Consider the following 24993-nt stretch of genomic DNA (forward strand, 5'->3'; position numbering starts at 1 on the left):
TTTTTACCTCCTGTTACTAATTATTTCATTATAAATTTTTACATGTTCTTTTGCCATTGTATTGGAAGAGTAATTAGACTCTACACTATTATATAAGTTTTCTCCCATTATTCCAATTTCATTTTTATCTTGAAGAAGTATATTAATTTTCTCGGCTAATGCCTCTATATCACCAACTTCTATTAGATATCCATTGTGACCATTTTCAATCAACTGACTAATACCACCAACATTAGTACTTATTACTGTTTTTTTAAGTCTTGCTCCTTCTAAAATTACATAAGGAAAACTTTCGCTAATAGATGTTAGAATATTTATATCTATAGCGTTAAAAAAAGAGTATTGATCTTTAACAAATCCTAAGAAATAAACATTATCTTTAATTCCAAGGTCATCTACTAAAGATTTAAGTCTTTTTTCATCATTACCAGTACCTGCTAATAAAAATACTATATCCTTTCTTTTCTCTAGCACCTTTCCAGCAGCTCTTATAAAGGTTTCGTGATCCTTTACTAAATCTAACCTAGCAATTATGCCTATTATAGTTTTGCCTTCATAATCAATGTTATATCTACCTAAAAATTCTTCTTTAGAAACATACTCTAATTCATCTTCTAAATCAATTCCATTATAAACAGTAAATATCTTTTCTTTTTTAAAGCCTCTATTTATAAGCATTTCCTTAAATGTATCAGAAATTGCTATGTAATAATCAAACCTTTTTAAAGCTATAGTATTTATAGCTGTATACACTATTTTTTTATAAAAATTGTCTTTAAAATCCAGCTTATAATCACTATGCACTGTAGTGATCATAGGTTTTTTTATCTTATGTTTTAAAAACACACCTATAAAATTAGCCCTTGCCCCATGGCAGTGGATTATGTCATAGCCTTCTCTTTCAACTTCTTCTTTAAGTTCGTGGACTACAGACATATCAGACCTTTTCTTTTGCTTATACACTTCAATACTGATACCAGCAGCTTTAGCATCTTCATAAAATGTATCTTCAATAAAACAAATTACCTTAGCATCTATTAATTTATTAAGTCCTTTTATTAAAGAGATTATGTGAGTTTTAGCACCTCCCGTATCTCCCCCACTTATTAGATGAAGTACCTTCATTTTAATTGAGCTCTAGGTAGAGCCTTCCTCCTTTCAATAAGAAATTTGCATATCAATAATTATACCACACAAATTATTTTCATTGCACATTTCTTTTAGTTCCTAGCTTCTTCCATATCTAAAACTTTTTTTACTTCTTTATTATATAAAGATTTAAGTTTTCTACCTTGTTTAAAGGATAATACAAGAGTATACTCACTACTTAATTGTCTAAATTGTTCAGGTGCAAATCCTACCTCGTCTAAAGATTTTAATATTCCCTTTGCACTTTCTAAGTTTGCCTTTACAAAAATTTCTGCACCATATTCTTTATTTAAAAACATTTTTTTTCTCCTATCCAATAGGGAAAAGACAGTAAAATCCATTGCCCATTGTGAACTAAAGGTATCATATACCTTATTCTTATCATTGTATAATGCTTCATCCATAGGACTAATACAATTGACTATAATAGGGTCTATAGGACAATTGACCTCATACATATATATATTTTCAAACTCACTATCCCATTTTTCCAATGCTTTTATTAAAGATTTTGTAGTTTCTACATGATCTTTATGACCATCTATTAAGAAAGGAGTGTATATTATATCTGGATTTTCCTTTTTAAGAATCTCAACAAGATTTTTTATTAGTTCTTCTTTGTCTGAACTTAGTTGTCCATCTTTTTCATCTAAAAAATAAAGTCTATCAAATCCATATAGATTTTTTATTCCTTCTCCTTCTTCTTTCCTTATCCTTATAACCTCTTCTTCAGGTAAACTACTAGTACTTCCGCTACCATCAGTTAGATATAAAAGCACCATAGAGCTATGATTCTTTTTATGTTTAAACAAAGTTCCCCCCAAACCTATAGTCTCATCATCTACGTGAGGAGCAAGAACCAATATTTTCTTTCCATCCATCATTGAATCAACTAAATATTCATCTTTTTTATCTTTAGTTCTATAATAAAAAAAGGTATAGATTCTATTTAAGAATAAAATAGGGTACTTTAATATCGCTTTAACGATTTTCTTAACCAATATTTCACTTCCTTTTAATAAATATCAGACTCTATTGGCATAATATACCAGTTTCTTTCATCAATAATCAAATTTTCTAACTCGTTATTACCAATTAAATCCTTAACCACAAAGGGTATCTCACTCTTAGTTTTAAAAAATCCTAACTTCATAAATAGATCTTTATATTTCATAGAATCTGTTGCCCAGCAAACTACTAAATCAGTTTTAATATCCTTAAAGTATTCCTTAGATTTATTATAAAGACCCAAAATAACATCTTCATTTATTGCTATCATATCTACGATACTACCTAATTTAATATCGAATTTTCCTTTTACTTTTCTATTTTCTACTTTCAAAATCATATATCCCTTTAGTTCTCCATCTTTATATGCACCAAAAGTCTTATATTGAATATTAGGATGATCTTTTATTCTCCAATTTAAAAACTTACTATCTCTATTAGACATAATAGGACTATCTATTTTGATTCTATCCCAAAGCTTATCAAAATCTTCATTAAAATTTTGAATTTCTTTCATTTCATATTTTTCTTTTATATTAATTTTGGTTTCTCGATAGATTAATCTAACTAAAAGCATACCTGGTATAGCTAAAATCTTTGATAAAAACTTTAATTTTATTATGCTAGCTAAAAAATTATCTAATCTATAGACTTTTAAATAGAGAGGAATATCTGCTATTAAAGTACCGCCTAGTTTTTCCAATAATCCTTGTAAAGCAGGTTTACTAGGAAAACCAAACCTTATTTTAATTCCCCTTTCAATTCCCATATCATAGGATGTAAAAGCCATTTTTTCATAGATACCTTGTCTTCTATAATCATTGCTAACCATTGTATCTATGGACTGACCTCCTAAAATTTCTTCTCCTTTAACGGTCATCTTTGAAGGCAATAAAGTACATTGTCCCACTACTTTTGAATCATCCTCAGCCACAACTATAATAGGCTTTTCAGCAGGATTTTCCATGAACTGCCAATGCCAATAATCTTCCTGTCTGTTGGTATCAAAAACCTGATTGAATAAAGGGATTATTCCTTTTTCATCCCCATTTTTATACTCTCTAATATTAACCAAGGTATCACCTCTTAATCTTATCTTATTTCATACTGTCCTCTTACTAGAAATATGGCATCTGCAGCAGCATATGCTCCTCTGCCATCATCTCTTGGTATAATAAGTAAATGATTTGCTGGCACATTATTGTCCATTGAAAGATCTTTTCCATCTGTAACGTCAGATAAACCGCCTAATTCTCCTGCTATAACTTTAGCTTTTCCACCTCTTAATATTATTTCGGTTCCAGCTTTCCCTATTATAGATTGTCCTTGAAGTAAATTAACTACTTCTAAATTATTAGCCGTATTATCATTGTTAGATCCTTTTAATAGCTTTTCATCGATATAAGCTTTGACTTGTTCTATTCTTTTATCTACATAACTCAATGTAACCAGTGGGTCTCCCTCTGAACCTGGCTCAGAAAAAACAACTGTTGCCCCTAACATTATGGTAACTGCACCTAATCCTAAAGCTATTTTTTTAATCTTGCTTTTCATTCTCATTCCTCCAATTTACAATTAATCCCCATAGCACACTTACATAATTAATAATTAGGAGTTTACCTTTCTCCATTATACTACAAAAAACATAAAAAAATAAGCATCAACTAATGCTTATTTCTTATAACGAATAGGAAAGTTCTACTTTTTTCTTTTCCAATATAGGAACTTTCCGTCAATGAGTTTCAAGAAAAGCTACCTTAAAATGCTTCGATAAGCGCTTTTCTTACACCATCTATAATTCCACAAGTCCTAAACTAATTTTTAAGCACTCATCTACACTATTCATCATTTCATCATTGAATCTTCCTATTCTTTCTCGAAGCCTTTTCTTATCAATAGTCCTAATTTGCTCTAATAAAACTACCGAGTCCTTAGGAAGTCCATATTCTGGTGCATTTATTTCTACATGAGTGGGTAATTTTGCTTTATTTATCTGTGAAGTAACGGCAGCAACAATAATAGTAGGGCTATACTTGTTTCCTATGTCATTTTGAATAACAAGAACAGGCCTTACTCCACCTTGTTCTGAGCCTATTACTGGACTCAAGTCAGCATAGTAAATATCTCCTCTTTTAACAATCACAACTTTTCACACCCTGTAAGTTTTGCTTCATATATATTCAATTCAATGACATCTTGTTCCAATCCCATTTCTGCAAGGGTTAAGTTTATTTGACTCATTTCTTTATAACCGACTCTTAATCTCTCACATATTTCAACCTTTCTCTTCTCGCGAATATAAAGTTTCATAGCCTCTTTTACAAAATCACTTCTATTTTTCTTTTCCATAGAGACAATAAAATCCACTTCCTCAAGCAAGCTATTCGGTAAACTAACCATGATCCTTTTGGTCTCAGCCATATAATTTACACCCCCAAGCAATCTTCTGTATATCCGCACAACATAATTCTACTAAAAAACAATATAACCTAATTATATATTCATTATATTAATTGTGTCAACATTAGTAAGGATTTATTCAATAATTTGATTAATCTAACAAATAATCTCTAATTTTTACAACTTTTTCTTCAGAAATATATACTCGTGGAACTCTTCTACCTACCATACATACTATCTCATAGCTAATAGTATCTAACTTTTCTGCTATCTCATCAACATGAGGATATCCTTCCTTACCATAACCAAATAATACTACTTCATCCCCTATGGTAATATCCTCCACTTCTGTTACATCTATCATGCATTGATCCATACATATTTTTCCTACTATAGGAACTCTCTTTCCTTTTACATATACTTCAGCTTTTCTCGTTAACATTCTAGTAAATCCGTCAGCATAACCTATAGGTATAGTTGCAATTTTAGATTCTCTTTCTGTAACAAATATTTGTCCATAACTAATGCCAGTTCCTTTATCCACTACTTTCAAATTGGAAATCTTGGCTTTTAAAGTCATAGCTGGCTTTAATATTATTTTTTCCTTGTTTACATCTTTAGATGGATAAAATCCATACATCATTATACCAGCTCTAACCATATTGAGATTGTAATCTGGTAAATCTATAATAGAAGCACTATTGGATACATGCTTTATTGGTATATTTAATCCCTTTTCCTCTAACTTGTTAACTATATTTATGAATCTATCATGTTGAATTTTGGCATGAGTTTTATCTACTTCATCGGCCTTAGCAAAATGTGTAAAAATCCCTTCAACTTCTATATTGGAAAGATAGCTTATTTTAATGATTTCTTCTACAGATCTTTCTGTAGGTAAGAAGCCAATTCTTCCCATTCCACTATCAATCTTTATATGAATCTTAACTTCCCTTTTTAATTCAACTGACTTATTAGATAAAATTTTGGCTTCTTCATAATTATAGACAGTCTGAATTATATCATACTCAATTACTTTATTATATTGAGTTGTAGGAGTATAACCTAATATTAAAATAGGTGCATTTATATTGGCTTTTCTTAGTTCAATAGCTTCTGTTAAAGTAGCTACAGCTAATCTATCTGCACCATTCTCTAAAAAAATGTTTGCAGCTTCTACAGATCCATGACCATAAGCATTAGCCTTTACCACAGCGGTTACTAGAGTATCTTTTTTAGTATGCTTTCTAACTTCTCTGATATTGTGTGCTAAGTTATCTAAATTAATTTCTGCCCATACAGGCCTAATTTCATCTAGAGTATCCACTACTTATTCCTCCTTAGAAGTCATCATCATTATTATTAACAAATTTAAAATCCTCATAAATAATTTCTACATTAGGATTTTCATCAGCATCTAATATATTCAGCTTATAAGGGACAAAATCCTTCTTTTTTAACCAAATTTTTTGTATATTTCTATATTTATTTTTATCTTCAATATCCATAGTAAGAATTAAGTATTCTTCATCGTTAATCTTTTCTGAATCTATACTTTTAGTAAGAGAAATATTTTCAAAAAAATTTCCTATAAAAAACTGTTTATTTAAAGTCTTTATAGTTTTTATAGAAATAGATTGTTCGATAGAAGGATGTTCTAAAAAGACTTTATCACCATCATATATGATTATACACCCTTTACTCTCTTCTGGCTTTAAAATTTCTAATTTAAATTTATTTGTCTTCATATAGGTTTCTTCTACTACATATATTGATTCTTTTCCTTCTGTATAAGTTTTTATATTGGATTTACAAGTATATCCATTAAATTTTCCAATAGTGGTTTCTATTTTTTTAATAATTTCTTCATCAGTAACTTTGCTACAAGATGTCACTAAAACCATAGTAATCAATATAAATAATAGTAACTTTTTCACCTATAACCCCCAGCCTTTATTCTTCTATTTTTTTAATGCTATAAGGAATATTTTCCAAAATATCAGTAGCTATTAATCCATATTCTCCTTTATCTAACTTAGCCATATCTCCTGCCAAACCATGACAATATACTCCTAACACTGTTCCTTTAAAGGAGTTTAACCCTTGACCAATAAAGCTGGCTATAATTCCTGTAAGTATATCTCCACTGCCAGCTGTAGCCATGCCTGGATTTCCTGTAGGATTTAAAAAAATTTCTCCTTCTCCCGTAATAATAGTATTTACTCCTTTAAGTACCATTATTACATTATATTTCTCTGAAACATATTTAGAATAATTAATTCTATTACCCTGTATTTCCTTAGTAGTTCTCTTTAAAAAATTGGCTAATTCTCCAGGATGAGGCGTCATAATAGTAATACCTTCTCTATTATCTAATATACTAGGATCTAAAGCTATACAATTTATGCCATCAGCATCTAATACTATAGGTCCTTTAAAGTAGTTAAGTATTTCTCTTAATAGCTGGCATCTTTCTATATCTACACCAAATCCGGGTCCTATTGCCAATACATCCATGTTCTCTATTTCTTTTTTTATATCTTCAATAGATTTTAGAGTAAAAAAACCTTTGTCTTCATCTTCTATAGGTTTTATTATAGCCTCTGTTAACTTCACAGCCATTATATCTTCTAAAGATTTAGGAATTAAAGTATACACCAAGCCACTTCCACTTCTTAAAGCTGCCTGTGTTGCCAGATAAGGAGCACCTGTCATTCCCTTACTGCCTCCTATTATACCTACTCTTCCATAATTCCCCTTATGACTATCTTTTTTTCTTTTTGGAAGAAGCTTTTTTATATATGGATCTACTACTATGAATTCATCTTGTTTCCCATATCCAATGGCAAAGGCTATAGCATATTCCTCTTCATGGGTAATAGATATTTCTATTACGTCTAATGTTAATTCCTCTATTATTTTTTTTCCTTTATCCGAAAAATTAACATAGGGCTTTCCTTTATCATCATGTAGTATTTCCATGTCTTTCCACCCTATAGCTCCAATACCAGTACCTAAAGTTTTACTTATAGCTTCCTTTGCTGCAAAAATCCCAGCTATAGTTCTAGGATTATGATTTCTACTACAAATATAATTGATTTCTCTATCTGTCATAACTTTTTTATAAAAGTTATCCTTTTTCTCTAATAGAATTTTACTAATTCTACTTACATTGACTATATCAACTCCTGTAGTCATCCCACTCTATTCACCCTCTTTTACTTCAATATTTCTCTATCTAACTTTTCCATTTCATTACTTCCTAATAAACCATGTAAAAAAGGATATGTCTCATTTATCCATTCTTCATAGTCATGTTTAGTATTTATTAATTCCATTAACTTTTCTTTCAAAGATTCTATTTCTCCTACTACTTGATTCACTACTTTTTCCCTATACTTTAGCTCATCATAACCATATTTTACTGTGGCTTTCAACAAGTTAAAATTAGACTCCTTTATTGACTTAGGGATAGTTTCCAGCTGAAAAGTTACTTCATCTATTTCTTCATTAATCTCATGAATTCTCTTTTTATATTCATCCAGTAATTCTATATTTTCTAATTTATTTTCATTGTTAACAGAATCAGAAACTCCTAGAATCATTTTCATACAATTTAATTTTTCTTTCTGAAGCTCTCTAGATTTCATATCCAAATTACTTTCATTGTTTACTAATTGAATTAATTCTTCTTTCGTATTTTGAATACTCTTATCGTTTGCCTCTCCAAATAGTTTTGTCCAAGTAGGATCATTTATTAAAAGAGGTATTTTATTTTTCAATAATATGTCTTCATCTAAATTTATACTCTTATTAAACATTTAATCACTCCTCTTAGTTAGAAGTTACTAGCTAATATAATTCTACTCCATTTTATAGTTAGTTTACAAACACTTTTCCCGTTTAAATATATAAACGAAGCTATAGACCTATATCTATAACTTCGTTTATAATGCATAGAAGAGTATAAATTTCTTTAATTTCAGAATCCTTCAATTCAAACTTTCATTATATATCTAACTTTCTACTACCTGGCTTTACTATAGGTTTATTTTCTTGGCATAACGGACAATTATCTATACTATAAGTATTGATTTGCAATTTAGTTCCAGCATATAAAGGATATTTTATGTCTCCACTACTTCTATCAACTATGCAAGCAATACCTACTACTTCTCCTCCATATTCTTCTACAACTCTTATGGCTTCATAGGCAGATTTTCCAGTAGTTACTACATCTTCGGATATGAGAACCTTCTGACCTTTAGTAATATTAAATCCTCTTTTAAGTTTCATTTCTCCCTCATCTCTTTCAGTAAAAATAGCTGGTTTACCTGTTTGACGACCTAGTTCATAAGCTACAATTATACCTCCCATGGCTGGACCAACTATTATATCGAAGTTTACTCCTTCCAGCTTCCCAACTATGAATTTTACTGCTTTTTCAGCCTTATCAGGATATTGAAGAAGTTTTGCACATTGAATATATCTATCGCTATGTTTACCTGATGATAATAAAAAATGTCCTTCTAATAAAGCGTTTGCTTCCTTTAATAAATCAATTATCATTTTAATCCCTCCCAATTATTCCTCTAATTTCTTCTAAAGACTTTACATTCTCTTTATCCATAAATTCTTCAATGCCTTTAATGATATCAAGGCAAATATCTGGTTTTATAAAATTCCCACTACCAACTTGCACTGCCCAAGCACCAGCCATTATAAATTCTATAGCATCTCTATAATTAACTATACCTCCAATGCCTATTATAGGCACATCTACAACCTGACTAACTTCATAAACCATTCTTAAAGCAATAGGTTTTATACAAGGTCCTGAAAGACCTGCTGTAATATTATTAAATACTGGTTTTCTCTTATATATATCGATTGCTAATGCATTAAAAGTATTTACTAAAGAAAGCCCATCCGCACCAGCCTTTACGCAGCTATAAGCCATTTCCTTTATATTCTCCGCATTAGGAGATAGTTTTACTATTAAAGGCTTTTTACATATATTTTTAACTTCTGATACTATTTCATAAGCAGTATTGCATTTAATTCCAAAGGACATGCCGCCTTCTTTCACATTAGGACAGGAAATATTTAGCTCAATCATATGAATATTAGTTGAATTCAATCTTTGAGCTCCTTCTAAATAATCTTTTAAAGTACTACCTCCCAAGTTAGCTAGAATTACTGTATCCTGTTTTTCCATAAAGGGAAGTTCATCTTTAATGAAAGCATCTATACCTGGATTTTGAAGACCAATACTATTCATTAGTCCTGAGGGAGTTTCATATATTCTTATTCCTCTATTTCCATCTCTTTTATTTAAAGTAAGCCCTTTAGTACATATCCCACCTAATTTTTCTATAGAAAAATATTCTTCAAACTCCCTTCCAAATCCAAAGGTTCCTGAGGCAGCAATAACAGGATTTTTGAAATTCACTCCACAAATTTCAACTTCAGTCATAAAAAACTACCTCCTCTCCTTTAAATATAGGTCCTTCTTTACATACCCTTTCCATTCCTCTAACAGTTTCTATACTACATCCTAAGCAAGCACCTATTCCACAAGCCATTCTACTTTCCATAGAAACATATACAGGTATTTTTGTCCTACACATTTTAACCACTATATTCATCATTGGTATAGGTCCACAAGTAAGAACTAAGTCATAATTTTCTGGATTAAATAATTCTGTTATAAAACCTTTGTGCCCACTAGAGCCATTTTCTGTAGATACGAATATATTATTTACATAGGGTTTAATATTATCTAGATAATATATATTATTCCTAAACCCACAATAAAAATCTATTTCAGCCGAAAGTTTCCTACAGAGATAAGCCATAGGTGCAATACCTATTCCTCCGGTTATTAAAGCAATTTTTCCCTTTGACTTTAAATCAAAACTGTTTCCTAAAGGTCCTAATAAGTTTAATGTATCTCCTTTTTTAAGGTTTGATATAATATGGGTACCCTTACCTCTAATTTCATATAAAAAAATTATTTTCCCATTATCCCTATTACATATACTAATAGGTCTTGGTAAAAAAGGATCTAGCTCCCATCCTCTTATCATATAGAATTGCCCTGGTTCTCCTTTAAACTCTCCTTCTAGAACTATTTCATGTATATTAGAACTAATCTCATTATTGGAATAAATAATTCCTTCTACATAACTATCCTTCACATCGAATATCCTCCTTCATGGATAATACTGCTTGTCTAGTATAATGTTCAAAATTTTTATATCCATCTTCATATTTCTTATAGGCTGTTATTATTCCTCTTGAAGAGTTGACTATTCCTCCGTTGCCATTATTTAAATATAAAGACACATCTTTTCCCTTACCTCCTTGAGCACCGTACCCAGGTATTAGAAAATATATGTCCTCGTATCGTCTTCGTATATCCTTAGCTTCATCAATGTGAGTTCCTCCAACTACTGCCCCAATTAAGCTATATCCATTTTTTCCTCTATATTTAGAAGCTAATACTTTTAATTTATCTCCTACATTGTAATATAACTTTTCATGATTAATATCTAAATATTGAATATCCTTAGCTCCTGGATTTGAAGTCCTAAGTAATACAAATACGCCTTTATTTCCTGTATCTAAATATTTTAAATAGGGAGTAATACTATCAAAACCCATATAAGGATTTAAGGTTATAAAATCTGTTTCAAAATCCCCTTCAAAATGAGCTTTTCCATACATTTCTGCTGTAGACGATATATCCCCTCTTTTTACATCTCCTATAGATAGGGAATTGTTATATTTTATATATTCTAAGGTTTTCTTATATGCCACAAGCCCTTTAATTCCATAGGCTTCATAATATGCTATCTGAAGTTTATAGATAGACGTTATATCTATGGTAGAATCTATAATTTTCTTATTAAATTGAAAAATAATTTCATCTACATCTTTATATTCTCTCTTTATTTCTTCTGGTATATAATCTAAATGAGTATCTAACCCTAAACAAACATTGCCCTTTTTCTCTACTTCCTTATATAATCTATCTATTATCAACTCTATCCCTCCAAAACTGTATTGGAAAATCTTCATTTAAATATTTAATTTTTCCTTTTCTAAGAGTTGCAACTACTTCTCCATAAAACTTCATTCCACTAAAAGAAGTATTTTTTCCCTTAGATAAAAATTCACTTTCATTGACTATGATTTCCGTATTTAAATCTAACAGTACTACGTCTCCATCAAAACCTTTTTCAATTCTTCCTTTGTTTACTTTCATTAGCCTTCCTGGATTAGCAGACATTATTTGAGATAACTTTTTTAAATCTATCGTCTTTGATTTAACTAAAGTTGTGTAACTTACTGAAAAAGACGTTTCTATACCAGATATTCCAGGAGAACCTTTTTCTTTATCTTCTTCACTATGAGGGGCATGATCTGTAGCTATTACATCTATCACTCCATCTTTTATACCTTCAATAAGGTATTCTACATCTTCCTTTTCTCTTATAGGTGGATTAACTCTATAGTTATTAGACCAAAGAGCTATATGGTGTGGAGTTACCTCACAAGTTATATTAGCTCCTTCTCTTTTTCCCTTTCTTATTTCTTGTATAGCTTCCTTAGTGCTAACATGAGCTAAGTGAAGATGAGCACCAGTAGTTTTAGATAAAAATATATCCCTTACAGTTATAATATTTTCTGAAAGTCTAAAATCAATGGGAGTTAAATCTTCATCTTCTGCATGAGATATAATACTAATTCCTTTTTCTTTAGCTATTACCATAGCTTTATACATGCTTATATTTGATTTTATTCCCTTCCCATCATCAGAAATGAACTTTACTCTCTCATCTATCCTATCAAGATGAGAGAGAGTTTTTCCATCGAAGTTTTCTGTAACAGATACAGTTTGATGGATGTCTATTAAATCCATTTCTTTAGATTTATTTAATACGTATTCTACTACTTTCATAGAACTACATATTGGATTAGTATTAGCCATTAAATTTACTAGAGTATAACCTCCCTTTAATGCAGCTAAACTACCTGAATATAAATCTTCCTTATAGGTATATCCAGGTTCCCTAAAATGCACATGCATATCTATAAATGAGGGCATCAATGTTAAATCTTTTCCATCAATGAATTTACAGTCATAGTCTAGATTTTTTCCATAATCAGCTATTAATCCGTCTTTTATATATAAATCTCCTATAAAATCTAAACTTTCATCTACTATTCTACACTCCTTTATTAAAAGTTCCATTTTAACCCTCCCAAGAATATATTTGATCACAATACTCACATTTATAACTTCCACTTGCTTCATCTATTAAAGCAAACTTATGAACTATATCTCTTTCTATAGAAGTTACACATCTTGGATTTTTACACTCTATTATCCCTTCTACCAGTTTTGGTAAAGATAAATTTATTTTCTCTGTTATTATTTCATTTTCTATTATGTTTACAGTTATGTTTGAATCTATAAAACCTAACATAGCTAAGTCTAAGTCTATGACATTTTCTACTTTTATTATATCTTTACGTCCATATTTTTTACTGGGTGCATTCATAATCAATGCTACTGTAAAATTGGCTTTATCCAGCCCTAAATGCTTAAATATTATAAATCCATAACCTGGTTTTATATGATCTATTACAATACCTTTTGAAATACTATCTATATTTAACATTTACTTCACCCCCAATAATTTGGCTATTAAAGCCATTCTTACAAACATACCGTATTTCACTTGGTTAAAATAACAAGCCCTTGGGTCTTCATCTATTTCCATACTAATTTCATTTACTCTTGGAAGAGGATGAAGTATGGATAAATCAGGTTTTGCTAGTTTAAGCTTAGCTTTATCTAAAATATAGCTATCCTTTAATCTTATATAGTCGGCTTCATTGAAGAATCGTTCTTTTTGAACTCTTGTCATATACAATATATCTAATTGATCTATTACTTCTTCTAGCCTTTCTACTTCTACATAGTCCAAGCTCTTTTTATCTAAAATTTCAGCTTTTATATATTTAGGTGTTTGTAATTCTTTAGGGGATATTAAAATAAATTTGATGTTTTCATATCTAGACATGGCTTTAATTAAAGAATGGACTGTACGACCAAATTTAAGGTCGCCACATAGGCCTATGGTTAAATTAGATAATGTACCTTTTACTTGTTTGATTGTTAAAAGATCTGTTAAAGTTTGGGTTGGATGCTGGTGACCTCCATCTCCTGCATTTATTAAAGGAACTGGAGAATAAAGAGAACCGTATTTTGGAGCTCCTTCTTTTGGATGGCGAATAGCAATTATATCAGTATAAGCTCCTACTGTTTTTATGGTATCTGCTATGCTCTCACCTTTCATTACTGAACTGGAGCCTGGTTCCGAGAAACCAATTACTTTTCCTCCTAATCTTAACATTGCTGCTTCAAAACTAAACCTTGTTCTAGTACTAGGTTCATAAAATAGAGTTCCTAATATTTTTCCATCACATAAATGGGTAAAATCCTCTTGGTTATTAATTATTTTTTCAGCTAAACTAAATATACTTTCTAGTTCTTCGATAGTAAAATCTTGGGGATCTATTAAGTGTCTTCCTTTTAACATTTTATTACCTCCTTTTTAGTCTATTAGACCTTTAAAGGATCTGCGTACTAAAAAAGCCTTCCATAAAGGAAGGCATAGGTATACCAATGCTTATCTACGCTCTCCTTTCTGACCTCACAGGATCAGTTTAAAGGTATTTATTTTTCCTTATGAAGTTAACATAAATATATTTAAATGTCAATAGATATTTAAAAAATAAAGTCAGGATCTCCTGACTTTATTTTTTACTTCATAGCTGTTCCGCCGCTTAAACCACTTTTAACTTGTTGTATGTCATTTTGATTAGCTGGTGGTGCTGGTACATAATAACCTTTTTGTTCTGCTATTTGAAATAGCTGATATTGGAATTGTTCAGCTTCATTTCTTAATTGTTGAAAAGTACTTCTCAATTGTTGATTAGCACATTCTGTAATAGCCTTAGTATATGATTCTATACTAGCTTTAGTCCCTGCTAATATATCACTTACCATATCTTTTTCTTGCATAATATATACCTCCTTAAATTGAATTCATTAAACTACTAGCTGTTGTTTGAGAATCTTGGCTTGATTGTTTAAATAATTGTTTTATTTGAGGATCTTGACATTGATTAGAGTAAAAATCAAATTTTGTACTCATAGTTAAGTGAGCTCCTGTTATTTCTCTTATACTTTGAAGTTCTGATTGATTAATATTTCCTAAATTAACTGGATTTTTTAACGCCATAAATACACTCCTCTCAAAAAAATTTTCTTTCCTTAATATTTTGTCTTAAAAAATTTAAATTATGCTGGTAAAAGGTGTTTTAATATTAAAATTTAAAATTGGCAAAACTAAAATTAAAATTAGGAGGTGTAAAAAAATGGACAAAGATAATTATATTGAAACTAGTTTAAGTCCATATACTACGTTTTTTAATGGCACTGGTAGCGATGATGAAATGGATATGTTTTACAAAATAGAAAATTTGCATAATACGAATTTTAATCAATATAATGAAGTAATACCTTCTGATGCAAATATTTTAAATATGTCTAGTGATATATTTTATACTCCTCAAACGACTTTAATAGATACTAGAGGAATGAATCATGAAGATGTTTATAATAAAATAGAAAATAGACATATTTAAATTTATATGCAAATAAGAAAAGTATCTATCGATGCATTTTAAGGTAGATTTTCTTGAAACTCATTGAGGTCAAAACGAGTTCCTCTATTAAAAAAAGAAAAAGTAGAACTCTCTTATTCGTTATAAAAGAAATTGAACTTGACAAAAAAGGATAATCGTATTACAATTAGTCCTAAGAAAAATCGAATAGAAACTCTTATCCAGAGAGGTGGAGGGACTGGCCCTATGAAACCCGGCAACCTGTGAAATCACAAGGTGCTAAATCCTGCGGTATTTATACCGATAGATGAGAGAGGAAAAAAACCTCTTTCTTCTAAGAGGTTTTTTTAATTTAAACCTCTTTTACTCTAAGAGGTTTTTATTTTAATAAATTTTTGGTTAAAGGGGCGTTATAATGATTAAAATAGAAAACTTATCTAAATCTTTTAAAGATAATAAAGATGAATTCTGGGCAGTTAAAAATGTGTCCTTAGATATAAACAGAGGAGAAATATTTGGAATTATTGGATTAAGTGGTGCTGGAAAATCTACTTTAATTAGATGCTTAAATAGGCTTGAAGAACCTACAGAAGGCAGTATTATCATAGATGGAGTAGATATAACTAATCTCAGCAAAGGTGATTTAAGAAAAGAAAGAAAAGAAATAGGGATGATTTTTCAACACTTCAATCTATTATCTCAAAAAACTGTTTATGAAAACATAGCTTTTCCATTGGAATTGGAAAAAATGGATAAAAGCAAGATTAAAGAAAGAGTTGATAAGCTTTTAGAATACGTAGAACTAACAGATAAAAAAAATGCTTATCCATCTCAATTAAGTGGAGGTCAAAAACAAAGAGTAGCTATTGCAAGAGCCTTAGCTAATAATCCTAAGATATTGTTAAGTGATGAAGGAACTTCTGCATTGGACCCAAAAACTACCAAATCCATTTTGGCTTTATTGAGTAAAATTAGACAGGAACTAGGGGTAACTATAGTTCTCATAACACACCAAATGGAAGTAGTAAAAGATATATGTGATAGGGTTGCTATAATGGAAAATGGTAAAGTAATTGAAGAAAACACAGTAGAAAATCTTTTTAAACAACCAAAGACCAAAACGGCTCAAGCTTTTATAGACACTTTATCATCTAATTTTGAAGAAGAAATCATTAATCCAGAGGATTTTAAAGGTAAACTCATTAGACTTAGTTTTTTGGGAAACAATGCTAAACAACCTATTGTTTCAAAGATTATTAGAAATTTTAACATTGATGTAAATATTCTTTCTGGAAATATCAATAAACTTCAAAGTAATAGTGTAGGACATTTAATATTAGAATTACTTGGAGATTGTGAAGAAGTTCAAAAAGCTATTGAATTTTTAAATAATGAAAATGTTCATGTGGAGGTGATATAATGGCTGAATTACTTGTACCTTCTTTACTAGAAACTTTGTATATGGTTTTATTATCAACTATTTTTTCTATCTTAATAGGTTTTCCTTTAGGAATTTTACTGGTAATTACAGAAAAAGATAATATTTGGGAGAAACCTTTACTCAATAAAATTCTCAATGGAATTATAAATGTACTAAGATCTTTTCCTTTTTTAATTTTGATGATTTTAGTGTTTCCTTTATCCAAGTTATTAGTGGGAAAAACCATTGGAACAACAGCAACTATTGTACCTCTTTCCATAGCTGCAGCTCCTTTTGTAGCAAGGGTTATGGAAAGTTCTTTAAAGGAAGTAGATAAAGGTGTAGTTGAATTAAGCCTTTCCATGGGTGCTACAGTATCCCAAATAATTACAAAGGTTCTTATTCCAGAAGCAATGCCTTCTTTAGTTTTAGGTATAACTTTAACTATAATCAACTTAATTGGATATTCAGCAATGGCGGGTGCCATTGGAGGAGGCGGCTTAGGAGATTTAGCAATCCGTTTTGGATTCTATAGGTTCCAAACAGATTTAATGATTGTTTCTGTTTTAATAATAATCCTATTGGTCCAAGGAATTCAATACTTAGGTGATAGGATTTCTATAAAAATAAATAAAAAATAACACAAGGGGGAGTTAAATTGAAAAAAGTATTGTCATTAATATTAATTGTAGTTTTGTCCTTATCTCTATTAGCAGGTTGTAGTAAAAAAGAAAGTGCTGACAATGAAATTAAAATAGGCGTTTCTCCTGTTCCTCATAGAGAGCTAATTAATCTTATTAAAGAAGACCTAGAAAACGAAGGACTTAAAGTAACCGTAATAGAGTTTACTGATTATGTTAAACCCAATCATGCTTTAGCCGATAAAGAAATAGATGCTAACTTTTTCCAACATGAACCTTATTTAAATGACTTTAAGGAAAAAGAAAAATTGGATATAATTTCTTTAGGAAAAGTTCATATAGAACCAATGGGATTCTATTCTTCAAAAATCAATTCTATAGATGAGTTAAAAGATGGTAGTGAAATATTGATTCCAAACGATACTGTAAATGGTGGTAGAGCTTTGCTTCTTCTTGAAAGTAATGGACTAATTAAGCTTAAAGATGGTGCAGGTTTAGAAGCTACTGAAAAAGACATAGTAGAGAATCCAAAAAATCTTAAAGTTAAATCCTTAGAAGCAGGTTCCCTTCCAAGAGTATTAAAAGACGTTGATGGAGCAGTTATAAACGGTAACTATGCCTTGGATGCAGGATTAAACCCAGTAAAAGATAGTTTATTCATTGAAGGAAAAGACTCTCCTTATGCTAATTTAGTAGCTATAAGAGCAGGAGAAGAAAATAAAGAAAAATTTGTTAAATTATTAAAAGCCCTTCAAAGCGAAAAGGTTAAAAAATATATTGAAGACACATATGGTGGAGCTATAATACCAGCATTTTAAATATTAATCAAATATAAAAACTAATAAAGGGGCTTAATCATGCCCCTTTATCTTGTTTTTGTAGATTCAGTACTCGTTTCAGTATTTTTATTAATATCACATATATAATCAACATCCTCTGGATCAGGATGGCTAATAGTCATTACTTCATCCATTGCTTCTAAAATATCCAGCTGTTCCATTGTAATATCTAATTCATATTTACGACCTACCTTTTCATATTTTATATTCTCTCCAAGACTTTCTTTAATTTTCTTTATGAATTCTTCATGTATAACGTCAAAGTCTGGTGATACTAGCACTTTGATTATATCATCTTTATTATACTTTCCTGATTCTTTCATCTGTCTAATCTTCCAAGTCAATTTATCTCCTTCCCATTTTTCACGCTTTTCTCTCTCTTTTATAGGAGAAAGTCCCCTTGGTTTAACAGGCGATAATTGAATCGCTCCTTCTGAAGGATTGTTAATTACAGAAAGTTCTTTACCATCTCCTGTTCTAATATTTAGTTTATCTATGATTATACTTTTGGGTCCACTTCTCATTGGTTTAATATACATTCCCCTTCGAGATATTTCATAATCAGAAATCTTGAATACATCTTCCATATTTTCTAGAGTATCTAACTGTTCCATTTTAATATCTAAATCGTATAAACAATTTAGATAAACATATATTTCACCTTTTGGATGTGTTTTTCCCATAGACTCCAAGTATATATCTTCTCCAAACTTTTTCTTAACCTCCTTCTCAAAGTTTTCATATCTTAATCCATGAACTTCAGCTCTTACTTTAATTATATCTCTATTAGTATGTTTGCCATATTCTTTAATTTCTCTAATTTCCTGAGAAAGTTTAATTTCCTCATTTTCTGGTTCAAATATGTTTATAATCAAAACTTCTTCCATGCCTTCCAATACATTTAATTGATTCATAGATATGTTTAGATTAAATATCCCAATTCCTTCATATTCTACCTCTTTCCCAAACTCTTTTTTCAATCTTTCAAAAACCTCTTCATCTTTTGTATCAAAATAAGTTTTTACTTGAACTTTAATTCTATCATCCTTAGAATACTGCCTATTTTCTTTTATGTATCTAATTTTAGGAGAAAGCTTACTATCCCTTCTAATCCTAGGAATAGATTTTGTTGCTTTAGAATCTACTGGCATAGTACTCACTTTATCTATAGATTTAGCTGAATCTCCATATATAAGTTTCATATTTAAAAAAGTCAAAAATATTATGATAGCAATAGTTAGTATACGTCTTTTTAACATAATCTTCACTCCTTTTTATTTTATCTTTATTGTAATAATATAGAGTATAGAATAACAGAAAAAGTTCCAACTATTTTTACCATTCTCCAATTTTATCCAAATTCAAAAAGTAGAAAAGTATAAAATATTGTGATAAACTATTTAGTATATTTATTTCGGTAGAATTATAACTATGGAGGGTTAACATGGATAAAAAAATTAGAATTGGTATCGTAGGCTATGGGAATTTAGGAAAAGGAGTAGAAATGGCCTTAAAACAAAATCCCGACTTTGAACTTGAAGCTATTTTTACTAAAAGAGATCCTAGTACATTACAAACATCTCATAAAGCAATACATGTATCAGAAATCTGGAATTATAAAGAAAAGATAGATGTAATGATTTTATGTGGTGGTTCTGCCAATGATACCCCAATACAGGGTCCTCTAATCGCATCATGTTTCAACACTGTTGACAGCTTTGATAATCATCAAAGTATTCCAGAATATTTTAAAAAAGTAGATGAAGCTGCAACAAATTCTGGTAAATTAAGCCTAATTTCTGTTGGCTGGGATCCAGGGCTATTCTCCATTAACCGCCTTTTAGCTCAAACGGTTCTACCTAATGGAAAAGATTATACCTTCTGGGGTAAAGGAGTAAGTCAAGGTCACTCCGATGCAATACGATCAATAAAGGGTGTAAAAGATGCAATTCAATATACTATTCCTATTGAATCAGCTATTGAGAAAGTCAATACATTTGAAAATCCTGATCTTAAAGCCTGTGAAAAACACAAACGTGACTGTTATGTGGTTGTAGAAGAAGGTGAAGATTTAGATAGAATAGAAAACGAAATAAAAAAAATGCCAAATTATTTTGAAGGCTATGATACAACAGTACACTTTGTCTCTGAAGAAGGATTAGCAATTCATCGTTCTAAAATTCCTCATGGAGGCTTTGTTATATGTACAGGAAAAACTGGTGAAGGAAATAGACAAAAAATAAAATTCAGTTTAGATCTAGAAAGTAATCCAGAGTTTACTTCAAGTGTAATGATAGCATATGCTAGAGCAATACATAAACTATCTATAGAAGGAAAAAGCGGTGCATGTACAGTATTCGATATTCCTTTAGGATATCTTTCACCTAAATCAATGGAAGAATTAAGAAAAGAGTTGTTATAAAGATTCATCATTAAAGTGAATCATTTGATTCGTTAAGAGTCATTAACATTATCATATACATGAAATAGATATAAATTAGACCAACAATCATCCTTACTACAATGTACCTTAGATAGACAAAATTTATATTGTGCGGGGTGTGTAAATATGGATAAACATTATAAAGCACTATCAGCTGTTTTCCCAATTATTGTTCGTCAATGTGATGGAAAAATGCAAGTTCTTCTTCATCAACGAGCTAATACTGGTTATATGGACGGTAAATGGGACTTTGCTGGAAGTGGACATGTAGATGAAGGCGAAACTGCAAAGATGGCAGTCATCAGAGAATGTTTAGAAGAACTTGGCATTACTGTTGATGTTGAGTTCGTAGAATTTGTACATTTATCACATCGAATTGGAAAAAATGGTGGTCCCACATATTATGATATTTATTTTATTGTAAAAAAATATGATGGTATTGCTACAATAGCTGAGCCAAATAAGTGTTCAGCATTGGAGTGGTTTGATTTAGGTAATCTTCCCAATGAAATTATTGATATTAGAAAACTAGCAATACAAAACTATTTAGATGCTATTCCGTACAGCGAAATATATTAATTAAACAAAAGATGTTTTTCTCGTATAGTAAAAAACTGGTATAAGTAAGGCAGATATCAAAAATATCTGCCTTACTTATTTACCACTCGCCTATTTCTATATTATATCCTGTAATCTCCAATGAATAGTTTCCTGAATCTCTCATGCCAGCGACTCCTATATAATAAGTCCCGCGTTTTGGATTCTTAATACTAATATGTTCATGAGGCATTTCTTTCTCTTCTCCAATTAAGTATGTCCACGGATCCCCCTCTAATGGATTTGCTCCCGGTTCCCATATAACTATATCTAAATCTTCATTGTTTTCATCTAATATCAATAAATTTACGTTAAGATCTACCGTCGATGAATTTACCTCTATAGGAAATATTACTGCATCACCTTTGTTAACGTAACCTTCAGGTTTCCTAATATAGGTACGATAGTTATCAAAACTTCCCGAATATCTACCAGCTCTTTTTATAGATTCATATCCAAGTAAATTTCCATTACCATATAACTTATCATAGCCTGTTGGTCCCATATCAAATCCTGAAAAACTTATTTCTGAATTTCCTCTAGTATATGCTGCATCAAGCATAAGCGCATAGGTACCAGTAACTGCTGGTGTAGACATAGATGTACCAGAATCCGTTTTATATCCTTTCCTAGAATTAGCTCTAGCTGCTCTAATATTATGTCCTGGAGCAACTATATAAGGACCTTGATTGCCTGTCCCTCTAGAAGAAAATTTACTTAATCCCCATCCACCTTCATAAGGATCTCTAACACTTCCTACAGATGTAGATGTGTATTTAGCATAGGTACTTAAAGTATCATAGTATCGCCCCAGTTCTCTCCCATCACCTTCATTTCCTGCTGCAACAAATACCGGCACCCCTTTCCTATCTATATCATTTATTAAATCAATTACTTCTTTAACATTTTTATATGAAGAATGTGTACCTATACTCATATTTACTACATCTATATTATACTTATCAATATTATCATATATCCATTGAAGACCATCTATAATATGCGTAGTATATCCTCCTCCATACTTATCCATAACTTTTACTCCAACTAATGCTGCTCCAGGTGCGAATCCTACTTGATTATTAGGATCTCCCTCTCCAGTTCCAGCTGCTATACTAGCAACATGAGTACCATGTCCATGGTCGTCATAAGGCTTACTTTCACCATTTACTACATCATACCAGCCAATAACCTTTCCACCATCTAAATCTATATGACCAGCATCTATTCCAGTATCCACAATAGCTATTACTACATCATTTTTTGAATATTTAGTTTTATTTCCATCTAAATCTCCTGTTACTCCAAAATCAGAACGTGCCTTTTTTATTCCCATCATTTCTGTAGCTGCATCTAAATTAAGACCAATGTCACTATTAGTCTCATGACTAATAGTGACATTCTGCTCTTCATCAGGATCAGCAATTCTCATTACTTCATCCATTGCTTCTAAAATATCTAGCTGTTCTATAGTTATATCTAAATTATATCTTGGTCCTACTTTTTCATACTCCATATCTTCTCCAAAGTTTTCTTTAATTTTCATTAAGAATTCTTCATCTGTAAATTCAAAATATGGTGATATTTGTACTTTAATTACATCATCTTTAGCAAATTTTCCTGATTCTTTCATCTGTCTAATCTCCCAAGTTAACTTATTTCCTTTCCACCTTTCATGTTTTTCAATATCCTGTATAGGAGAAAGTAATCTTGGTTTAAATGGAGGTAACTCTATTATCTCATCTGAAGAAATTTCAAATATAGAAAGATCTTTATCTGCTCCTTGTTGAACATTGATTCCGTCTATTACTATACCTTTAGCTGAATCTCCATAAATAGGTGTCAAAAATGAAAAAATTAAAATGGTTATGAGTGTCATTAAACACATGTGTCTTTTTAGCATAATTCCCCACTCCTTTTTTTAATTTTATTTTGACAGCTTACAAAGATATATCCCCATTTTAATCACGCCTTTCTAAAAAATATTTAGTTATGTCTAGAGATTTTATATATGAATGTCTAAAAATGTTCTCTTTAATAATATAGAGTACAAATTAACAAAAAAAGTTCCAAATATTTTTAGAAATATATTAATATTTTTTAATATTATATTCCTCTAGGATATCTTTCACCTAAATCAATGGAAGAATTAAGAAAAGAGTTATTATAAAGTTCTGTTTTAATATTTATAAAAAATAGTTAGGTCTTTTAGACTTAACTATTTTTCTATAAACACATTATTCTTTCGTAATATATCCTTTTTCAAAGGCATCTTCTATCATATATTCAACAAACTTCCATAATTCTTCTGATGATTCTTTTACAGGAGATATTCTTTTATAAATATCCTTCTTTTGTACATTAAATTTCTCCCAAGTTCCTCCACCAGAATAATAATTACTAAGCATTGGTTGCAGTCTATCCATAGAAGCGGCAAATAGTGCTTCTTTAGTTTTCATTTCCTCAAATTCATCCCAAAGTTCTCTAAATTCTTTGCCTTTATCTTCTCCTAACATTCCAAATATTTTTTCTGCTGCTTTAAGTTCTCTTTCTTTCTTATCTTCATTCCCCACTTTATCATAGCAAAAAGTATCACCTGCATATATTTCCACTAAATCGTGAATTAAAAGCATCTTTATAACTTTATATGTATCCACCTCTTCGTTAGCATATTCAGATAATACCATAGCCATAACAGATATATGCCATGAATGTTCTGCATCATTTTCTCTTTTAGATTTATCCATTAAAGTAGTTTGTCTAAGTATGGATTTCATTTTATCTATTTCTACAATAAATTCTATATCTTTCATTAATCTATTATTTTCCATAATATTCAACTCCTTATATTTTATATTACTAGTTTAATTTAAGTTTATCATATTTATTCTAATTGGGTAAATACTATTTATAGGAGGGATTATAGTGGATAAAGATAAAATAAACTGTAAAAGAAATTCGAGTGCTGACCCTTGTACTGGCTATCAAATGCACAAGGATTCTAAAAAAGAAGAAACTTCAACGGATGTATATTATAAAACTGAAAAACGAATACCACACTCCAAAGTTGCTATGCCTACTTTAGATGCGGTTATAGAATCTAAAGAATGGGTAGACAACGAAAACAAGAAATAGCCCATAGATGAAGTGCACTCCCTTTATAGTAGACAGATAAAACAAATAAATCTGCGACTATAAAGGGAGTGTTTTTATGGAAAATATTGTGGTGAATTTAAGTTAGATGTAATAAAATATATGTATGAAAATCATTTATTCTTTGGAGAAGTTTATACATATTTTGGGATACCTTTCATGAATAAATGGCAACACATATACTAGAAAACATAGGAGAAAAGTCTATATAAAAGGAGAATATAGAATGTACAGTAATATAATTAAATTAGATAACATAAATAATAAGAGTCTTTCTGAAATACTAAATGTATGGGAATCAGCTGTCAAACTTACACATGATTTCTTGTCTGAAAAAGATTTTATTTCTATCTTTTTTCAAAAAGAGTACACCCATCCTCTATAGGTGGGTGGTGAATTTTTACTTAGCTTTAGCTAAGTTTTTTCTTTTATTAGATTGCATAAGTAATAGCATTTATTGTAAAATCATGACTACTATACTATAATATTACTATAATTTTCTAAGAAAGGAGGATTTAAATGCCCCAAAAGCCTACTAAAGAAGTTTTGTTTGGTGTTCAAAAACAACAGCTTAAACATTTGTCTAAAGGTGAATATTTAGCTTTAAGAGAGTTATGCTTTTTAAGCAAAAATATGTAT

Annotated in this window: 30 protein-coding genes and 1 riboswitch; of the genes, 8 read left to right on the top strand and 22 right to left on the bottom strand. The window is 30.2% G+C overall.

Going from position 1 to position 24993, the window contains the following annotated elements:
* Window positions 1–3 precede the first annotated feature (3 nt).
* The 19 genes from KQI42_RS10820 to KQI42_RS10910 all read right to left on the bottom strand — a co-directional run bounded on the left by KQI42_RS10820 (window position 4) and on the right by KQI42_RS10910 (window position 14876).
* The gene (locus tag KQI42_RS10820) at window positions 4–1125 is read right to left on the bottom strand and encodes a glycosyltransferase family 4 protein (protein ID WP_216519660.1); all 1122 of its coding nucleotides are present in this window, start codon (window positions 1123–1125) and stop codon (window positions 4–6) included.
* 95 nt (window positions 1126–1220) lie between these two features.
* Window positions 1221–2150: a PIG-L deacetylase family protein gene (locus KQI42_RS10825; protein ID WP_216519662.1), complete on the bottom strand. Its 930-nt coding sequence runs from the start codon at window positions 2148–2150 to the stop codon at window positions 1221–1223.
* Between the two features lie 14 nt (window positions 2151–2164).
* On the bottom strand, window positions 2165–3232 hold the full coding sequence (locus tag KQI42_RS10830; protein WP_216519664.1) for a GNAT family N-acetyltransferase: 1068 nt from the start codon (window positions 3230–3232) through the stop codon (window positions 2165–2167).
* A 17-nt stretch (window positions 3233–3249) separates the two neighbouring features.
* Window positions 3250–3711: a hypothetical protein gene (locus tag KQI42_RS10835; RefSeq protein WP_216519667.1), complete on the bottom strand. Its 462-nt coding sequence runs from the start codon at window positions 3709–3711 to the stop codon at window positions 3250–3252.
* Between the two features lie 238 nt (window positions 3712–3949).
* Window positions 3950–4300 carry a type II toxin-antitoxin system PemK/MazF family toxin gene (locus tag KQI42_RS10840; RefSeq protein ID WP_216519669.1) on the bottom strand — a complete coding sequence of 117 codons (351 nt, stop codon included), beginning with the start codon at window positions 4298–4300 and terminating at the stop codon, window positions 3950–3952.
* Complete coding sequence (locus KQI42_RS10845) at window positions 4297–4578, bottom strand: CopG family ribbon-helix-helix protein (RefSeq protein WP_216519671.1); 282 nt, start codon at window positions 4576–4578, stop codon at window positions 4297–4299. Before KQI42_RS10845 ends, KQI42_RS10840 begins: the two co-directional genes overlap by 4 nt.
* A 130-nt stretch (window positions 4579–4708) precedes the next feature.
* Window positions 4709–5884 (bottom strand): alanine racemase, encoded by a 1176-nt coding sequence (gene alr / locus KQI42_RS10850; RefSeq protein WP_216519672.1) that lies wholly within the window; start codon window positions 5882–5884, stop codon window positions 4709–4711.
* A gap of 13 nt (window positions 5885–5897) precedes the next feature.
* A complete protein-coding gene (locus KQI42_RS10855; protein ID WP_216519673.1) occupies window positions 5898–6494 on the bottom strand; it encodes a LolA family protein in 597 nt (198 codons plus the stop codon).
* A 16-nt stretch (window positions 6495–6510) separates the two neighbouring features.
* The gene (locus tag KQI42_RS10860) at window positions 6511–7755 is read right to left on the bottom strand and encodes an NAD(P)H-hydrate dehydratase (protein ID WP_216519674.1); all 1245 of its coding nucleotides are present in this window, start codon (window positions 7753–7755) and stop codon (window positions 6511–6513) included.
* A 20-nt stretch (window positions 7756–7775) separates the two neighbouring features.
* Window positions 7776–8378, bottom strand: coding sequence for a hypothetical protein (locus tag KQI42_RS10865; protein ID WP_216519675.1), 603 nt, complete (start codon window positions 8376–8378; stop codon window positions 7776–7778).
* A gap of 187 nt (window positions 8379–8565) precedes the next feature.
* Window positions 8566–9132: an orotate phosphoribosyltransferase gene (pyrE, locus tag KQI42_RS10870; protein WP_216519727.1), complete on the bottom strand. Its 567-nt coding sequence runs from the start codon at window positions 9130–9132 to the stop codon at window positions 8566–8568.
* A complete protein-coding gene (locus tag KQI42_RS10875) occupies window positions 9128–10033 on the bottom strand; it encodes a dihydroorotate dehydrogenase (RefSeq protein WP_216519677.1) in 906 nt (301 codons plus the stop codon). The genes pyrE and KQI42_RS10875 overlap by 5 nt, the downstream gene beginning before the upstream one ends.
* Entirely contained in the window at window positions 10026–10757 is a 732-nt protein-coding gene (locus tag KQI42_RS10880) for a dihydroorotate dehydrogenase electron transfer subunit (RefSeq protein WP_216519679.1), read from the bottom strand. The genes KQI42_RS10875 and KQI42_RS10880 overlap by 8 nt, the downstream gene beginning before the upstream one ends.
* On the bottom strand, window positions 10747–11604 hold the full coding sequence (gene pyrF, locus KQI42_RS10885; RefSeq protein ID WP_216519681.1) for an orotidine-5'-phosphate decarboxylase: 858 nt from the start codon (window positions 11602–11604) through the stop codon (window positions 10747–10749). The genes KQI42_RS10880 and pyrF overlap by 11 nt, the downstream gene beginning before the upstream one ends.
* On the bottom strand, window positions 11591–12817 hold the full coding sequence (locus KQI42_RS10890; RefSeq protein ID WP_216519683.1) for a dihydroorotase: 1227 nt from the start codon (window positions 12815–12817) through the stop codon (window positions 11591–11593). Before KQI42_RS10890 ends, pyrF begins: the two co-directional genes overlap by 14 nt.
* Window position 12818: 1 nt before the next feature.
* Window positions 12819–13247, bottom strand: a complete 429-nt coding sequence (locus KQI42_RS10895; protein WP_216519685.1) for an aspartate carbamoyltransferase regulatory subunit — start codon at window positions 13245–13247, stop codon at window positions 12819–12821.
* Window positions 13248–14171 carry an aspartate carbamoyltransferase gene (gene pyrB, locus KQI42_RS10900; RefSeq protein WP_216519688.1) on the bottom strand — a complete coding sequence of 308 codons (924 nt, stop codon included), beginning with the start codon at window positions 14169–14171 and terminating at the stop codon, window positions 13248–13250. It abuts the gene before it with no gap.
* A 224-nt stretch (window positions 14172–14395) separates the two neighbouring features.
* Window positions 14396–14656, bottom strand: coding sequence for a spore coat protein (locus tag KQI42_RS10905; RefSeq protein ID WP_216519690.1), 261 nt, complete (start codon window positions 14654–14656; stop codon window positions 14396–14398).
* A 13-nt stretch (window positions 14657–14669) separates the two neighbouring features.
* Complete coding sequence (locus tag KQI42_RS10910; RefSeq protein WP_216519692.1) at window positions 14670–14876, bottom strand: hypothetical protein; 207 nt, start codon at window positions 14874–14876, stop codon at window positions 14670–14672.
* A gap of 136 nt (window positions 14877–15012) precedes the next feature.
* On the opposite strand from KQI42_RS10910, the gene KQI42_RS10915 reads away from it, so the two are divergent.
* From KQI42_RS10915 to KQI42_RS10930, 4 genes are all read left to right on the top strand, one after another.
* Window positions 15013–15282, top strand: a complete 270-nt coding sequence (locus tag KQI42_RS10915) for a hypothetical protein (RefSeq protein ID WP_216519693.1) — start codon at window positions 15013–15015, stop codon at window positions 15280–15282.
* Between the two features lie 193 nt (window positions 15283–15475).
* Window positions 15476–15575: riboswitch (SAM riboswitch) on the top strand.
* Between the two features lie 101 nt (window positions 15576–15676).
* Window positions 15677–16681 carry a methionine ABC transporter ATP-binding protein gene (locus KQI42_RS10920; RefSeq protein WP_216519696.1) on the top strand — a complete coding sequence of 335 codons (1005 nt, stop codon included), beginning with the start codon at window positions 15677–15679 and terminating at the stop codon, window positions 16679–16681.
* Window positions 16681–17322, top strand: a complete 642-nt coding sequence (locus KQI42_RS10925; protein ID WP_216519698.1) for a methionine ABC transporter permease — start codon at window positions 16681–16683, stop codon at window positions 17320–17322. The genes KQI42_RS10920 and KQI42_RS10925 overlap by 1 nt, the downstream gene beginning before the upstream one ends.
* 17 nt (window positions 17323–17339) lie before the next feature.
* Window positions 17340–18140 carry a MetQ/NlpA family ABC transporter substrate-binding protein gene (locus KQI42_RS10930; protein ID WP_216519700.1) on the top strand — a complete coding sequence of 267 codons (801 nt, stop codon included), beginning with the start codon at window positions 17340–17342 and terminating at the stop codon, window positions 18138–18140.
* 47 nt (window positions 18141–18187) lie between these two features.
* On the opposite strand, the gene KQI42_RS10935 is transcribed toward KQI42_RS10930, so the two are convergent.
* A complete protein-coding gene (locus tag KQI42_RS10935) occupies window positions 18188–19420 on the bottom strand; it encodes a hypothetical protein (protein ID WP_216519702.1) in 1233 nt (410 codons plus the stop codon).
* Window positions 19421–19605: 185 nt separating this feature from the next.
* On the opposite strand from KQI42_RS10935, the gene KQI42_RS10940 reads away from it, so the two are divergent.
* Window positions 19606–20583: a diaminopimelate dehydrogenase gene (locus KQI42_RS10940; protein WP_216519704.1), complete on the top strand. Its 978-nt coding sequence runs from the start codon at window positions 19606–19608 to the stop codon at window positions 20581–20583.
* Window positions 20584–20730: 147 nt separating this feature from the next.
* Window positions 20731–21183 carry an NUDIX hydrolase gene (locus KQI42_RS10945; protein WP_281420403.1) on the top strand — a complete coding sequence of 151 codons (453 nt, stop codon included), beginning with the start codon at window positions 20731–20733 and terminating at the stop codon, window positions 21181–21183.
* A 79-nt stretch (window positions 21184–21262) separates the two neighbouring features.
* Here KQI42_RS10945 and KQI42_RS10950 read toward each other — a convergent pair whose 3' ends face one another.
* Together KQI42_RS10950 and KQI42_RS10955 are read right to left on the bottom strand one after the other, a co-directional pair.
* On the bottom strand, window positions 21263–23104 hold the full coding sequence (locus KQI42_RS10950; protein WP_216519707.1) for a S8 family serine peptidase: 1842 nt from the start codon (window positions 23102–23104) through the stop codon (window positions 21263–21265).
* Between the two features lie 334 nt (window positions 23105–23438).
* A complete protein-coding gene (locus KQI42_RS10955) occupies window positions 23439–24032 on the bottom strand; it encodes an HD domain-containing protein (protein ID WP_216519709.1) in 594 nt (197 codons plus the stop codon).
* 94 nt (window positions 24033–24126) lie between these two features.
* On the opposite strand from KQI42_RS10955, the gene KQI42_RS21355 reads away from it, so the two are divergent.
* Together KQI42_RS21355 and KQI42_RS10965 are read left to right on the top strand one after the other, a co-directional pair.
* Window positions 24127–24336 (top strand): CDIF630_02480 family spore surface protein, encoded by a 210-nt coding sequence (locus KQI42_RS21355; RefSeq protein ID WP_216519711.1) that lies wholly within the window; start codon window positions 24127–24129, stop codon window positions 24334–24336.
* A gap of 244 nt (window positions 24337–24580) precedes the next feature.
* Entirely contained in the window at window positions 24581–24739 is a 159-nt protein-coding gene (locus KQI42_RS10965) for a hypothetical protein (RefSeq protein ID WP_216519713.1), read from the top strand.
* The last annotated feature ends 254 nt before the right edge of the window (window positions 24740–24993 follow it).

It is taken from the genome of Tissierella simiarum, assembly GCF_018917865.1.
GTDB lineage: Bacteria > Bacillota > Clostridia > Tissierellales > Tissierellaceae > Tissierella_C > Tissierella_C simiarum.

Bases quoted from the DNA above. Each gene is read 5' to 3' on its own strand.
- KQI42_RS10820 (WP_216519660.1), bottom strand. From the start codon at position 1,125: ATGAAGGTACTTCATCTAATAAGTGGGGGAGATACGGGAGGTGCTAAA.
- KQI42_RS10835 (WP_216519667.1), bottom strand. From the start codon at position 3,711: ATGAAAAGCAAGATTAAAAAAATAGCTTTAGGATTAGGTGCAGTTACC.
- KQI42_RS10845 (WP_216519671.1), bottom strand. From the start codon at position 4,578: ATGGCTGAGACCAAAAGGATCATGGTTAGTTTACCGAATAGCTTGCTT.
- KQI42_RS10860 (WP_216519674.1), bottom strand. From the start codon at position 7,755: ATGACTACAGGAGTTGATATAGTCAATGTAAGTAGAATTAGTAAAATT.
- KQI42_RS10865 (WP_216519675.1), bottom strand. From the start codon at position 8,378: ATGTTTAATAAGAGTATAAATTTAGATGAAGACATATTATTGAAAAAT.
- KQI42_RS10875 (WP_216519677.1), bottom strand. From the start codon at position 10,033: ATGACTGAAGTTGAAATTTGTGGAGTGAATTTCAAAAATCCTGTTATT.
- KQI42_RS10890 (WP_216519683.1), bottom strand. From the start codon at position 12,817: ATGGAACTTTTAATAAAGGAGTGTAGAATAGTAGATGAAAGTTTAGAT.
- KQI42_RS10895 (WP_216519685.1), bottom strand. From the start codon at position 13,247: ATGTTAAATATAGATAGTATTTCAAAAGGTATTGTAATAGATCATATA.
- pyrB (WP_216519688.1), bottom strand. From the start codon at position 14,171: ATGTTAAAAGGAAGACACTTAATAGATCCCCAAGATTTTACTATCGAA.
- KQI42_RS10905 (WP_216519690.1), bottom strand. From the start codon at position 14,656: ATGCAAGAAAAAGATATGGTAAGTGATATATTAGCAGGGACTAAAGCT.
- KQI42_RS10910 (WP_216519692.1), bottom strand. From the start codon at position 14,876: ATGGCGTTAAAAAATCCAGTTAATTTAGGAAATATTAATCAATCAGAA.
- KQI42_RS10915 (WP_216519693.1), top strand. From the start codon at position 15,013: ATGGACAAAGATAATTATATTGAAACTAGTTTAAGTCCATATACTACG.
- KQI42_RS10920 (WP_216519696.1), top strand. From the start codon at position 15,677: ATGATTAAAATAGAAAACTTATCTAAATCTTTTAAAGATAATAAAGAT.
- KQI42_RS10925 (WP_216519698.1), top strand. From the start codon at position 16,681: ATGGCTGAATTACTTGTACCTTCTTTACTAGAAACTTTGTATATGGTT.
- KQI42_RS10935 (WP_216519702.1), bottom strand. From the start codon at position 19,420: ATGTTAAAAAGACGTATACTAACTATTGCTATCATAATATTTTTGACT.
- KQI42_RS10940 (WP_216519704.1), top strand. From the start codon at position 19,606: ATGGATAAAAAAATTAGAATTGGTATCGTAGGCTATGGGAATTTAGGA.
- KQI42_RS10945 (WP_281420403.1), top strand. From the start codon at position 20,731: ATGGATAAACATTATAAAGCACTATCAGCTGTTTTCCCAATTATTGTT.
- KQI42_RS10950 (WP_216519707.1), bottom strand. From the start codon at position 23,104: ATGCTAAAAAGACACATGTGTTTAATGACACTCATAACCATTTTAATT.
- KQI42_RS10955 (WP_216519709.1), bottom strand. From the start codon at position 24,032: ATGGAAAATAATAGATTAATGAAAGATATAGAATTTATTGTAGAAATA.
- KQI42_RS10965 (WP_216519713.1), top strand. From the start codon at position 24,581: ATGTACAGTAATATAATTAAATTAGATAACATAAATAATAAGAGTCTT.